This is a genomic window from Paenibacillus aurantiacus (assembly GCF_042431225.1).
GTDB classification, from domain to species: domain Bacteria; phylum Bacillota; class Bacilli; order Paenibacillales; family Paenibacillaceae; genus Paenibacillus_Z; species Paenibacillus_Z aurantiacus.
Genome location: NZ_JBHMDO010000016.1, coordinates 34,281 through 46,523, shown reverse-complemented (window position 1 = coordinate 46,523; position 12,243 = coordinate 34,281). Strand labels below are relative to the sequence as shown.

Annotated in this window: 15 protein-coding genes, 1 other RNA gene and 2 pseudogenes; 9 read left to right on the top strand and 9 right to left on the bottom strand. The window is 55.0% G+C overall.

Annotated elements, in window-relative coordinates; genetic code table 11:
• Positions 1-383: 383 nt before the first annotated feature.
• A complete protein-coding gene (gltC, locus tag ACFFSY_RS08935; RefSeq protein ID WP_377492937.1) occupies positions 384-1,283 on the bottom strand; it encodes a glutamate biosynthesis transcriptional regulator GltC in 900 nt (299 codons plus the stop codon).
• Positions 1,284-1,325: 42 nt separating this feature from the next.
• Positions 1,326-1,931, bottom strand: a complete 606-nt coding sequence (locus ACFFSY_RS08930) for a rhomboid family intramembrane serine protease (protein WP_377492935.1) — start codon at positions 1,929-1,931, stop codon at positions 1,326-1,328.
• A 99-nt stretch (positions 1,932-2,030) separates the two neighbouring features.
• Here ACFFSY_RS08930 and tpx point away from each other — a divergent pair, with 99 nt between their 5' ends.
• The gene (gene tpx, locus ACFFSY_RS08925) at positions 2,031-2,549 is read left to right on the top strand and encodes a thiol peroxidase (protein ID WP_377492933.1); all 519 of its coding nucleotides are present in this window, start codon (positions 2,031-2,033) and stop codon (positions 2,547-2,549) included.
• Between the two features lie 107 nt (positions 2,550-2,656).
• A pseudogene (locus tag ACFFSY_RS08920) lies at positions 2,657-2,695 on the top strand (hypothetical protein).
• Between the two features lie 29 nt (positions 2,696-2,724).
• On the opposite strand, the pseudogene ACFFSY_RS08915 reads toward ACFFSY_RS08920, so the two are convergent.
• From ACFFSY_RS08915 to ACFFSY_RS08905, 3 genes and pseudogenes are all read right to left on the bottom strand, one after another.
• Positions 2,725-2,997: pseudogene (locus tag ACFFSY_RS08915) on the bottom strand (DUF1499 domain-containing protein); the annotation flags it as partial.
• Positions 2,998-3,111: 114 nt separating this feature from the next.
• A non-coding RNA gene (gene ssrS, locus ACFFSY_RS08910) (6S RNA) lies at positions 3,112-3,297 on the bottom strand.
• A 52-nt stretch (positions 3,298-3,349) separates the two neighbouring features.
• A complete protein-coding gene (locus tag ACFFSY_RS08905) occupies positions 3,350-4,171 on the bottom strand; it encodes a YesL family protein (protein WP_377492931.1) in 822 nt (273 codons plus the stop codon).
• Between the two features lie 228 nt (positions 4,172-4,399).
• Here ACFFSY_RS08905 and ACFFSY_RS08900 point away from each other — a divergent pair, with 228 nt between their 5' ends.
• From ACFFSY_RS08900 to ACFFSY_RS08885, 4 genes are all read left to right on the top strand, one after another.
• Positions 4,400-4,498, top strand: a complete 99-nt coding sequence (locus ACFFSY_RS08900) for a dihydroorotate dehydrogenase (protein ID WP_377492929.1) — start codon at positions 4,400-4,402, stop codon at positions 4,496-4,498.
• A gap of 54 nt (positions 4,499-4,552) precedes the next feature.
• Positions 4,553-4,675 (top strand): dihydroorotate dehydrogenase, encoded by a 123-nt coding sequence (locus ACFFSY_RS08895; RefSeq protein WP_377492927.1) that lies wholly within the window; start codon positions 4,553-4,555, stop codon positions 4,673-4,675.
• Between the two features lie 60 nt (positions 4,676-4,735).
• The gene (locus ACFFSY_RS08890) at positions 4,736-4,834 is read left to right on the top strand and encodes a dihydroorotate dehydrogenase (protein WP_377492925.1); all 99 of its coding nucleotides are present in this window, start codon (positions 4,736-4,738) and stop codon (positions 4,832-4,834) included.
• Positions 4,835-4,907: 73 nt separating this feature from the next.
• A complete protein-coding gene (locus ACFFSY_RS08885) occupies positions 4,908-5,006 on the top strand; it encodes a YjcZ family sporulation protein (protein ID WP_377492923.1) in 99 nt (32 codons plus the stop codon).
• A gap of 118 nt (positions 5,007-5,124) precedes the next feature.
• Here the strand turns inward: ACFFSY_RS08885 and cshA are convergent, their stop codons facing one another.
• A complete protein-coding gene (gene cshA / locus ACFFSY_RS08880) occupies positions 5,125-6,744 on the bottom strand; it encodes a degradosome RNA helicase CshA (protein ID WP_377492921.1) in 1,620 nt (539 codons plus the stop codon).
• 208 nt (positions 6,745-6,952) lie between these two features.
• On the opposite strand from cshA, the gene ACFFSY_RS08875 reads away from it, so the two are divergent.
• From ACFFSY_RS08875 to ACFFSY_RS08865, 3 genes are all read left to right on the top strand, one after another.
• Positions 6,953-7,774, top strand: a complete 822-nt coding sequence (locus ACFFSY_RS08875; RefSeq protein WP_377492919.1) for a YitT family protein — start codon at positions 6,953-6,955, stop codon at positions 7,772-7,774.
• A 186-nt stretch (positions 7,775-7,960) separates the two neighbouring features.
• Positions 7,961-8,155 carry a hypothetical protein gene (locus tag ACFFSY_RS08870; protein ID WP_377492917.1) on the top strand — a complete coding sequence of 65 codons (195 nt, stop codon included), beginning with the start codon at positions 7,961-7,963 and terminating at the stop codon, positions 8,153-8,155.
• A 180-nt stretch (positions 8,156-8,335) separates the two neighbouring features.
• Entirely contained in the window at positions 8,336-9,535 is a 1,200-nt protein-coding gene (locus tag ACFFSY_RS08865) for a putative glycoside hydrolase (RefSeq protein WP_377492915.1), read from the top strand.
• 161 nt (positions 9,536-9,696) lie between these two features.
• Here the strand turns inward: ACFFSY_RS08865 and pfkA are convergent, their stop codons facing one another.
• The 3 genes from pfkA to ACFFSY_RS08850 are packed head-to-tail and all read right to left on the bottom strand — an operon-like array spanning position 9,697 to position 12,129.
• A complete protein-coding gene (gene pfkA / locus ACFFSY_RS08860; RefSeq protein ID WP_377492913.1) occupies positions 9,697-10,665 on the bottom strand; it encodes a 6-phosphofructokinase in 969 nt (322 codons plus the stop codon).
• Positions 10,666-10,701: 36 nt separating this feature from the next.
• Positions 10,702-11,781, bottom strand: coding sequence for a tetraprenyl-beta-curcumene synthase family protein (locus ACFFSY_RS08855; RefSeq protein WP_377492911.1), 1,080 nt, complete (start codon positions 11,779-11,781; stop codon positions 10,702-10,704).
• A 33-nt stretch (positions 11,782-11,814) separates the two neighbouring features.
• Entirely contained in the window at positions 11,815-12,129 is a 315-nt protein-coding gene (locus tag ACFFSY_RS08850; RefSeq protein WP_377492910.1) for a hypothetical protein, read from the bottom strand.
• Positions 12,130-12,243: the final 114 nt, after the last annotated feature.

Genomic DNA, 12,243 nt, shown 5'->3' with positions numbered 1-12,243 from the left:
CTACTTTACTGTTTTACTACTTATTACCCCACTCACTTCCTTAACCTGACAGCATTGCCCCTCCGCTGAGGGGAACCATAGGACTTTGCCCTCTGGACTCCCTTCTTCGTGCAACCACCATTGTTCGCGCTCGGCGGGTTGCTTCGAGCTGGCACGCTTTTGTCCTAGCGGACAAAGCTTCAGTCGGTTTTGAAGTTCTAAGACATAAGCCTGTCATCTATAGGCCATGGGTGGCTTCACCGGCATGCTTTTGTCCTGACGAACAAAGCTTACGGCGCTTCTCCCCTTTGAAGGGGCACATCGATGCTATAGCACTCCCTTCGTACTTTGCCGACAACGCAAAAAACAGCCGGAATCCTCCGGCCGTCCTGTGCGAACATGCATCATTTGTTCATTCTGCATCCGAAATAATCGAGCAGGAACCGTTGGAACACCGTCGCCACGAGCGGCAGCTTCTCGTTCGAACGGTAGATGAGCCCGATCGTGCGGGTGACGCGCGGCGACTGTACCCGAACCTTGGCCGGTTGCAGCGGCCCGCTCGCGTAGAGTGCCATCTCCGGTAGCAGGCTGACGCCCATGCCAGCCGCGACCAGTCCGCGAATCGTATCGGTCTCCTCGCCTTCGAACCCGATGTTCGGCGTGAAACCCGCCGCCAGGCAGGCATCCCACACAATCGGACGCAGCGAGTAGCCAGGGCTGAACAATACGAATGTCTCGTCCTTCAGCTGGGCCAAGTCGATGACGGCCTCGCCCGCCAGCGGATGGTTCGGCGGCATGATTGCATACAGCTCCTCGGTCAGCACCGTCTGTCCGCTTACATGCTCGTGCGACTCCGGGCACGGCGAGACGAACGCAAGATCCACCTCGCCCTTCATGACATCGCGAATAAGCGACGGATACATGCCTTGCTTGAAGCGGAATTTGACGTTCGGGTGCTTCTTGCGGAACGCCGCCACGACCTCCGGAATGAGCGAGATGCCAAGGCTGTGCGGGAAGCCGAGACGAATTTCGCCGCGCTCCGGATCTAGAAATTCATGCACGTCCATCACCGCGCGCTCCAGATCGGCCAGGATCACCTCCGCCCGCTTCAGGAACAGCTGCCCGACCGGCGTCAGCTGCAAATTACGGCCCTTCTGCAGGAACAGCTTGGCGCCAAGCTCCTCCTCCAGCTGGTGAATTTGACGGCTGACCGCTGACTGCGCCACGTGAAGCTCTTCCGCCGCCTGCGTCACATGCTCCTTGCGCGCCACCTTTACGAAATAATATAACTGCCGAAGCTCCATGAAGTCCCCTCTTCCCCTCGCGCTGACAATTGCATTCCGCCGTTACTTTCTCGTATTCAGAATCCGATCATACCAGAAGATGTAGAAAAATCCGGCGACGGCCCCGCCTAGATGCGCCCACAGATTGATGTTCGGAATCAACACCGAGTAGATGACGCCGAACGCCAATATCGTATAGACAGTCTTTTTCGATGCCTCGTCGAGCGCTTTTTTGAACAACGCCAAGTACAAGAAAGCGCCGTACACGCCGTAGATCGCGCCTGATGCACCTACGCTTAAAGTCGGCTCTTGCGCGAACAATGCGGTGAACGCATTACCCATAATGCCGGCGAACAAATAGAAGAATGCATATCTGACGCTGCCCATCAGCCGCTCAAGCGGTGGCGCGAACACGAGAATTGCGAAACTGTTGAACAATAAGTGATCGAAGCCGCTGTGCAGGAAGACCGACGTCACATAGCGCCACAACTCATCCTCGCTGTAGTAGCTGCCCGGATAGACGAGCATTGCGCCTCGCTCGGTAAGGGCATGGCCGCTCACGAACCACGTATCCAGCAGATAGACGATAATATTGATGGCTATAATGACAGCAGTCACCGGATACAATCGCAGATAGGACCGAAATCCTTCATATCTCAAAAAAATCATCACATATGCTCCTTTGGCAGGTATTGGACAAGCTCAAATCAATATGCTTATAATTAACAGGGTACCGACCATCCATTAAAAGGAGGCTATTGAATCCCAATGGCACAAGAACGTACAGGCGTTGCGACGCTGAAAGGCAATCCGATCACCCTGATCGGTCCCGAGCTGAAGAAAGGCGATCAAGCGCCGGCATTCACGCTGAACAAATCCCTCGTGGAGGCTGTCTCGCTCTCCGATTACGCGGGCAAAATCAAGCTCATTAGCGTCGTGCCTTCGATCGATACCGGCGTATGCGACGCGCAAACGCGCCGCTTCAACGAAGAAGCCGGCAACCTCGGCGACAACGTCGTCGTGCTGACCGTCAGCGTCGACCTGCCAATGGCGCAAGCGCGCTGGTGCGGTGCGGCAGGCATCGACAAAGTGACCCTGCTCTCCGATTACAAGGATAACAGCTTCGGCGAAGCCTACGGCGTGCTGATCAAAGAACTTCGTCTGGACATGCGTTCCATCTTCGTTATCGATGGCAACGACACGATCCAATATGTCGAAGTGCTGAGCGAAATGACCGAGCATCCGAACTACGAGCAAGCGATCGAAGCCGTTAAAGCTCTCGTATAACCCTACATACGAACCTATACGCGAATCGTGGCAAAGAAAAAGCGAGTGAGGGCTTTCCCTCCTCGCTTTTTTGTTACGCGCCGGAAGTTTTGTAGGCGCTTAATTTCTTGTCCAGCGTGCGATAGATATCCAGAATAATTCGGTAATTAGAGCCCAAATCGCCGAAAGAGCCGCGGGATGCGGAATAAATATCGACGGCCGACGTCACCGGATTGACGGCAATGACGGATACGGTAATATCCATCGTGCGTCCGGTCATGGTCCGCTTCTCCAGTACGATCTCACCGACCGACTGTACTTCGTGAAGCACTTTGTACCCTTGCATCTTCTTCAGGGTTGAGACAACCTCTTCCCAAGCCTTATCCTTCGAAAGTTTGTAATAATGGGATTTCAGTAACGGATCTTTTGCCTTATCGCCAGTCAATTCGTGACTGCGCAGCAACCCCATCAGGGTGCGCTTCAACAAAGATGATCTCCCCCTCCGACATCTATGTACGCTACATGTTATGATAGCACATATAAACGCATAAAAAAAAGGGGTTGCCCCCTTCTTGCTTGAAAGATGGAACCCGCTAAAGCCGTCCGACTTGCTTGTTTCTGAACCCGCTCTCGCAGGTGGGTGTCCGCAGAACCGGATTTGAGATCCCTTCCGTAAAGGGCGTGTCAGCCTCGTTTCGATGTAGGACTCCCGTGAAACAGCCATTGGTTCAAAACAATTTAAAGTCGTAACGAGCAAAAGCAGGATGTATTGCTATTATAGCCGTATGCGAAGCAAAAGTAAACGTGGCCTTCTCGGCTAATTATTTCCGGCTGTGCTGCTCATGGCTGTCGTCGAGCGGCATGCCGATCTCATCGGCTTCCTTGCGCGCCTCTTCCGCTTCAGCGGCAGCCGCTTTCTCCGCCTGCATTTGAAGCTTCATATAGATGCCGTAGAAATTCCAGAACGCAATCGCTGCCACCACGCTGCCCGTGAAGAACGGGATAAGGAACATCAATTTCGGGCTGCTCAAGCTGATGTAGATGACCACGCCGCACATGACGGCCGTCGAGATCGAGCGGAACGGCCGGCCGATCGTGATGAATAGCGCATTCTTAATAAGCTGGAACGTCTTCATATGATAGTGCACAACCATCGAGAAGAAGTTAAAGAGCGAGACGCCGAGCAATATCAGCAGGGCGATAAACAAATACGAAACAAATTGAAGGTCCTTCAGCTCCCCGCCATACACTTGGAAGTCGACGATCATGACCGCGAACAGAACAACATAGATGATGCCGGCAATCATGCTCTGCAGATAACTGTCCTTGTAATTACGGAAGAAGGTCTTCAGGAGCGGAGCGTCGACTTCGCCCATAACCCACTTACGAGCTACGCCGAACATGGCCGACGTCGCGGGGAACAGCGTGAATGGCGCCACGATGCCCGCTAGGATGAACCCTTGCTTCATGAAGTCTCCGGCCTGCTCTTCCGAGACGGTTCCCGTCGCGACCGCCATGAAATGGGTAAACACCAAAAACATAAACGGTAAGGAGCAAATCACCCAGAGGATGTTCGTTACCGATAGGCGCATAATCCATTCGGATATTTTGTAAAGTCCACCCATCATGCCTTTCATTTCCATGCTAGCTTATCCCCCTGACCTTTCGCCCGGCCGGCCGGTTATTCGCCCGCTTTCGGGGCCGCACCATGCGCAAGCGATTTCATAACCCTATCATAATATAGGTTGGCCCCATAACGCCAGCGCCCATTTTGTCCGGGTATAGGCCATTGCCTTTGCGACGTCGACCTATCCGCATATAGATATAGTGTACTTCGGATTCAAACAACTTTCTAAGGGAGGCATCATCACATGAGCAATGTCGGTTACGGCGCAGGCGCTAGTGCGGCCAGTTTCATCCTCGTTCTGTTCATCCTACTGGTCATCGTTTCCCGCGGTGTCCTGTACTAATTCCCTGACGGTATTCATGCACCATCCCATAAAAATAAAAGGAGGCAATTTCATATGAGCAATGTTTACGGTGGCGGATACGGTGGCGGATACGGTGGCGGTATCGGCACGGCGGCAGGCATTATCCTCGTTCTCTTCATCCTGCTGGTAATCGTTACTCGCGGCGTTCTGTACTAAGAATGCCCGACAAGCACAATTAGCAGAACACACAGTTAAACGACAAGGAGGGGAATCCACATGAGCAACGTTTACGGCGGAGGTATCGGCACAGCGGCAGGCATTATCCTTGTTCTCTTCATCCTGCTCGTCATCGTCACGAAGGGCGTCCTGTACTAATACCAGTGACCCCCTGGCTGTACTTAGCCAGGGGGTCTTCCCCAAACGATCACACAAGGGAGGGAAACCATCCATGAGCAACGTCTATGGCGGCGGCGGCTACAACAGCGCGGCATTTATCCTGGTCCTCTTCATCCTGCTCGTTATTGTCACAAAAGGATTCCTGTACTAGGAGTGCGGCGAGAATTAAAAAACGGGGCGTCTCCCAGCCGATCTAGCGGCGGGAACGCCCCGTTCTTGTATTCATCCGCGCGTAGCGCGAACGAACATTATCCTACATAGCACAAAGCTTATTGCTCTTGACGCGGGCGACGGTATTCGCCGCTCGAGCTGCGGCCGCCGCCGCTGCCGCCGTCACGGCTACCACCGTAACCGCCACGGTTGCTGCTGCTGCTGCTTCCGCCATCACGGCTGCCGCCGTAACCGCCACGGCTGCCGCCACCGCTACCGCTGTATCCGCCACGGCTATCGCCGCTGCGTCCGCCTTCGGAACGTCCGCGAGGGCCGTTGCCGCTGCGGTTGCCGCCGCCGAATGGACCGCCGGAGAAACGGCGTCCGTTCGAACGAACATCCGGTCTGCGTTTCTTCGCGCGAATCGGATCTTCCGGCGTCAGTTCGATGTTCACGTCTTTCTTCTCGCCCGTGATCAGTTTGATCGCGGCAGCCAGGAGGTTAACGGAATCGTACTGCTCTAGCAATTGGATCGCGATGCCTTTGTATTCGTTAATGCTCTCTTCTTGAACGAATTCAAGAATCCGCTCAGCCGTTACGCGTTGTTTGCCTTCGATCGCTTCGGCAATGCTTGGCAGCGGCTTCTTCGGAATTTTGTGGCGCGTCACTTTCTCGATGAAGTGCAGGTGATCGATCTCGCGCGGCGTGACGAACGACCAAGCCGTACCTTCTTTGCCTGCGCGACCCGTACGGCCGATGCGGTGAACATAGCTCTCCGGATCTTGCGGCAGGTCGAAGTTGATAACGTGCGTTACGCCAGATACGTCCAGACCGCGCGCAGCCACGTCAGTAGCAACGAGCACGTCGATGCTGCCGTCGCGGAACTTGCGCATAACCGCGTCACGTTGATTCTGGGACAAGTCGCCGTGCAGACCGTCAGCAGAGTATCCGCGCTTCTGGAGTGCTTCGCTCAGCTCATCGACGCGGCGCTTCGTGCGGCCGAAGATGATGGCAAGCTCCGGCGATTCCATGTCCAGCAAGCGGCTAAGCGCTTCGAACTTCTGGCGCTCGTGCACTTCGATGTAAGCTTGATCGATCAGCGGTGCGCTGACTTGTTTTGGTATAACCGATACGTGCTCAGGGTTCTTCTGGAATTGGGCGGCAAGACGCTGAATGTTCGGCGGCATTGTAGCCGAGAACAGCATGGTTTGACGTTCTTCCGGTACGAGAGAGAGGATGCTCGTGATGTCTTCCATAAAGCCCATGTCCAGCATTTCGTCGGCTTCGTCTAGGACAACTGTCTGCACGTCGTCGAGCTTGATGGTCTTGCGGTTGATGTGATCAAGCAGCCGTCCCGGCGTGCCGATGATGATTTGAGGACGTTTCTTCAGCGAGCGGATTTGGCGACCGATCTCTTGTCCGCCGTAGATCGGCAGCGAGCGGAGACCTTTGTACTTCGTCAGCTTTCCGATTTCTTCCGATACTTGGATCGCCAGTTCGCGCGTCGGCGTCATGATGAGAGCAACGATCCGATCTTCGCTTGTCGGGATTTTGTTAATAAGCGGTATCGAGAACGCAGCCGTCTTGCCCGTTCCCGTCTGAGCTTGACCGATTAAATCGCTGCCGGTGAGCGCAATAGGAATGGACTTGGATTGAATTGGGGTTGCTTCTTCAAAACCCAATTCCGTAATGGCCTGCAACACTTTTGGTTCCAAGCCGAATTCAGCAAATGTTTTCAAACTAACTCAAACTCCTTTAATCTGCATCCACAGAAAATATACAGTTTATTATAGCACAGTTACCTTTACGAATACCAGCTAACGGCAAAGTGGCATAATATCCGGTAAAAGGTCCGGCCATTGAAATTGGGGTATTCTGGCGTTTCTTGTCGAAACAGCATACAATAGGGTTCGAAAACATAACATGTCGAGAGGAACGTTTCCACAGATGTCGATTCAACATGCGCGCACCGCGGCTGCCGTCGCCATAAGCTCCTTGCTCATCGCGTTCGGATTCAACCAGTTTCTGATTCCCCACAAGATGATCAGCGGCGGCGTATCCGGCATTACCATGATTATTAGCTATGGCACGGGCCTGCATATAAGTTGGCTATATTTCGTGCTCAACATTCCGATATTGCTATGGGGCTGGAAGCAACTCGGCGCCCGCTTCGTCGGCTGGAGCGTGTTCTCCGTCATTGCGACGACGCTCGCCCTTCAATTCGTTCCGGTCAAACCCGTCGTCGACGATCTGACGCTCGGAGCCGTGTTCGGCGGCATCATCGTCGGGTTCGGCAGCGGACTCACCCTTCGCGAAGGCGCCTCTTCCGGCGGCTTCGACATCGTGGCAGCGATCATTTCGCGCAAGCGGGACATGTCGCTGGGCATGCTCATCTTCCTGATGAATGGCCTTATTATCGCAGGACTCGGCGCCATGACAGGCGATTGGGATATCGCGCTGTACTCGCTTGTATCGATTTTCACAACTGGCAAAATCATCGATCTGATCCATATCAGCCATATCAAAATCACGGCTTACATCGTCACCAACGAACCGGACGCGATGGTCAAAGCGATGATCCCGCTTCACCGCGGGGTGACCATTATCCGCACGCGCGGCGCGTACACGCAGACCGAGCGCGACATGCTGATGACCGTGACGACGCGCTACGAGCTGGCGGAGCTCAAGCGCATTATCGAACAGACCGATCCGCGGGCATTCGTCAATCTGGTCGAGACGGTAGGCATCATCGGCCAGTTCCGCAGGTAACGCGCGAGGTTACGCGCGACTGGCCCCGATAGTGTGCCAATATCGCAGTACCCGGCATTCATGGAATTTCTAGCCTGACCCTAGGTTTTTCAAGCAGCCGCTGATATAATAAGGATATCCCGTAGTGCATACGTGTTTCATGCCAAGCGTTTTACCCTACTCTCTACCGGAAAGGGTGATGCTTCAATGGATATGGAAACTGTTAAACTGTCGCGGATCGTGGAGAAGCTTGCACCGGAGCTGATCCCATTTCTTACCAAGCGCGAGCTGAATCTGAATATTGTGCTGCGGGACGGAATGGGCATTCTGGAACCGGAAGACGCGATGGAGATTGTGCAGCACAGTATATGCGAGCACCAGAAGGAAGTTTTACTGCAATAGCAGCTGATGAATATGAAAGTCCAGAGAACGGGAACGCCCTTCGGCGTTCCCGTTCTTTTTTGTCGTCCGATTCCGATGGGACAAGGACGGTTAATATCCTTCCAAATACCTCTGTGACGCTAGCTCAAACTGCTTTATAATTTGGTTGAAATGCGATTCGCATCAAGGGAGAGGACAGCGATGGATACGATATTAGCCTTCATGCTTCTGTTCTACCAGCTGCTTGGCGGCAGCTCGGGTGAACAGTCGACCGCAGCCCGCGAGACGCTGCATACGATCTACGCGGCGAGTTTGAGCGCTGAGACGGGAACGGTCTCTCCCGCCAGACCGGCAAGCGGGACTGGGCCGGACGTTCAACCGGCTGCCGCCATGAAGAAGGATCCGCAGCCGGGCTCGCCGAAAGTCAAAGGCATCTACGTGACCGCGCACAGCGCCGGCGGATCCCGAATGGCAACACTGCTTAAGCTGCTCGACGATACCGACCTGAACGGGATGGTCATCGACGTCAAGGACGATTACGGCTACATTACGTACCCGACCGAGAACCAAGAGCTGCTCAAGCTTGGCAAGCCACAGAAATACATACGCGATATGCCCGCCTTGATGAAGAAATTGAGCGACCACGACGTATATCCGATCGCGCGTATCGTCGTCTTCAAGGACACGATCCTGGCTCGCAGCCATCCCGAGCTGAGCTATCGCCGCCAAGACGGTTCGGTCTGGGCGAACGGGAAAGGCGACAGCTTCGTCAACCCGTACAAGAAGGAAGTCTGGGATTACAATATCGCGATCGCCAAGGAAGCCGTTAAGCTCGGCTTCAAGGAAATTCAGTTCGATTATGTCCGCTTCCCGGAAGGTTTCGAGAAGAAGGCGGACAGTCTCGTATTCGACAAGACGAAGGAAAGCCGCGTCGACGCAGTTGCCGGGTTCGTCAAATACGCCAAGGCCCAGCTGGAGCCGCTTGGCGTGCGCGTGTCCGTCGATATATTCGGCTATGCCGCTTCGGTTCCCGCCGCGGAAGGCATCGGCCAAGATTTCGTCAAGATCTCGAAATACGTCGACGTGATCTGCCCGATGGTGTATCCGAGCCATTACAGCACCGGCTGGTTCGGCGTCAAGGAGCCGGATACGAATCCGTACGCGACGATCAAAGGCTCGATGGTCGACACACACAAGAAACTGGATCCGATCGGGTCCTTCAAGCCGGTCATCCGGCCGTGGATTCAGGACTTCACCGCCAGCTGGCTTGGCAAGGGCCACTATATCAAATACGGCAAGACAGAAGTCGAGGCGCAGATCAAAGCTTTGAAAGATACCGGCATCGACGAGTACTTGCTCTGGAACGCAGGCAACAAATATACCTCGGACGTTATCTATTAATTCTACCCTTACGAAAAGGCAGCTCCCTTCGTCATGCATCATGGCAGGGAAGCTGCCTTTTTGCAATGCCTGGGAGCCGAGCTGGCCGATTCGCAAACAAAAAAGCCCTACGGATCCGGCGCTCATCGGCGCCTTGTCCATAAGGCATCTGTACTGTTCTATTATAGCGACAAGCGGCTTGCCAGGTTATACATGTCCATGTTGAATGGCTTCTTCGTGTGGACAACCTTGTCAATATCCGTCACGACAAGCTCACCGTTGATGATGCCGCACGCTTTGCCCGAGTCGCCTTCCATCAGCTTGCGCACCGCGAAGTCGCCCAGCTGGCTCGCCAGGATCCGGTCGTTGTGCGTCGGGCTGCCGCCGCGTTGAATATGGCCGAGCACCGTCACGCGCGGCTCGATGCCGTTGCGCTGCGTGATGCCTTGCGCGATATCTTCGCCGCTGCCGACACCTTCCGCGACGAGGATGATGCTGTGGCGTTTGCCGGATTGGAAGTTCTCCTGCATTCTGCGCGCGACCAAATCCAGGTCGAACGGCACCTCCGGTACGAGAATCGTCTCCGCGCCGCTAGCTAGACCCGCGTACAGGGCGATATCGCCGCAATGACGGCCCATTACTTCCACGACCGAGGAACGCTCGTGCGAGGTCATCGTATCGCGCAGCTTGTTGATCGCGTCAACCACGATGCTCACCGCCGTGTCGAAACCGATTGTGTAGTCCGTGAACGGAATGTCGTTGTCGATCGTGCCCGGCAGACCCATCGTCTTGATGCCTAGCTTGCTCAACTTGTTCGCGCCTTGGTAGGAGCCGTCGCCTCCGATGACGACCAAGCCGTCGACGCCGCGTTCGCGCAGGATGTCTGCGCCTCTCTGCTGCCCTTCCGGCGTCAGAAACTCTTTACAGCGCGCGGTCTGCAGAATTGTGCCGCCGCGTTGGATGATATCACCCACGCTGCGCAGGTCCATCGGACGCAGATCGTCGTTGAGCAAACCTTGATAGCCGCGCTGCACGCCGTAGACTTCGAGACCGTGGTACAGGGCGCTCCGAACGACCGAACGCACAGCCGCGTTCATGCCCTGCGAGTCGCCACCGCTTGTAAGTACTGCAATCGATTTTACTGCTGTCATAATCTTCCACTCCTCAAGATGACATATGTCTATGGTTTAAGATTGTTGCTTGCGAATCCATACGCTGTTCCCCCAGAAGAATAATCGGGTGAGGGGACTACCCCGCATCAGCCTTCTCGATACGAGGCGGACGCTGTCTTGCATCCGCACTTTCGGATCGGAAAGGTAGAGCGCGAGCAGCCCTTCGATAATCATCCGGTGAAACCGCCACGCAGGCAACCTTCGAACATCCGCTCTCGCGCGCTCGACGAACTCGCCAAGCCGCATGATTAGCTGAGTCTGATCGTCATAGTAATTACAGAAGTTCAAATCTCCGCCAACTCGGTCCTCCTCTTGATCGATTAAGTAATCGAGCAGAATATGGAGACCGCATACATGCGGAAAATAAGCGCTTCGAATTCCGCTCGCTTGACTCTCGGTGAGCGCCGGGTCGCAAGCCGCCTGGAACAGCATGAACATCCCGAGAGTCGAGCCCGTCGCCGCCGCGAATTCGTTCCAGCGCAGATCACCGTAACGCTTCTGATGGACGTCCCACCATGCAAGCAGCTTGGGTTCTCGCAAATCCTTGCGGATATGCTTGTACACCTGGAGATCCCCGTACAACTCCACCAGCTCCCGGACGTGGGGCTGCGCGCTCTTGTACCCCGGCAGCATGCGGATGCTGCGCTGGCAAGTGCGAACCAGCTCTCCCAGATAACCACCGTCCTCGCGTTCAGCCCGCAGCGCGTAATAATCTCGCGCTTGCGCATCCGGATCGACTGCATCCAGCATCGATTGATGCAATAGGCGGAAATCGTCCGGATCGAGCGAAGTGCTTCTATCGCACAGATTATCCAGGTAATCGCTGATGGTCTGGAGCGATACGATGAGCGGAATCAAGATGTGCCGGTTGCCCAAATCGGCCGCGGCATAGACGCCGCCGCCTTGGCAGTGGAATTCCTTGCTCGCCATGCTGGCGAGCGCCTGCGTCCGAAGCTCTCCGTCGGGGATCGCCTCAGCCAGCTCGCGCAGTCGGCCGAGCTCAGCCTTCACTTCCGGCAAAATGTATTTGTACATGCGGTACATCAGTTTCACGGGCGAAGCCGGAACGCGTCTTCTCGATATTAAACGGTTCATGATGTGAGGCGTCCTCCTTCGACCGCGGTCCGACTAGGCATGACGGCGTGGCTCAATCTCCTGATCGATCCGGTACCAAATATGCAAATCGTTGATTCTGCTGGCCAGTTCGGCAATATCCGAATTGAGCAGGCACGACCGCTCGAAATCGTCTTCCTCGCAGAGGAGCGCCTGCTTCTCATTGATGAGAACCTCGAACCGGACCACCAAATCCGGAATACGTCCGCGGATAGTCTCCCACTGCTCAACGATGGCCGTCCGTTCGGCCTCGCTATAGCCGTCCCATTCCCGCGTAAGCGTCGGAAGGGCGATCCCAAGCCTTTCGTTAAACACGAAAACATGATTCACCGTACCAACCCTCCAGCACTAATGTACCATTTCATACCGTAATAATCCAGTCTATTGCGCGCAGGCCGCTTTCAAAAGTCAGACTTCCGCCCCTCCCTGCAATTTCCGAATATT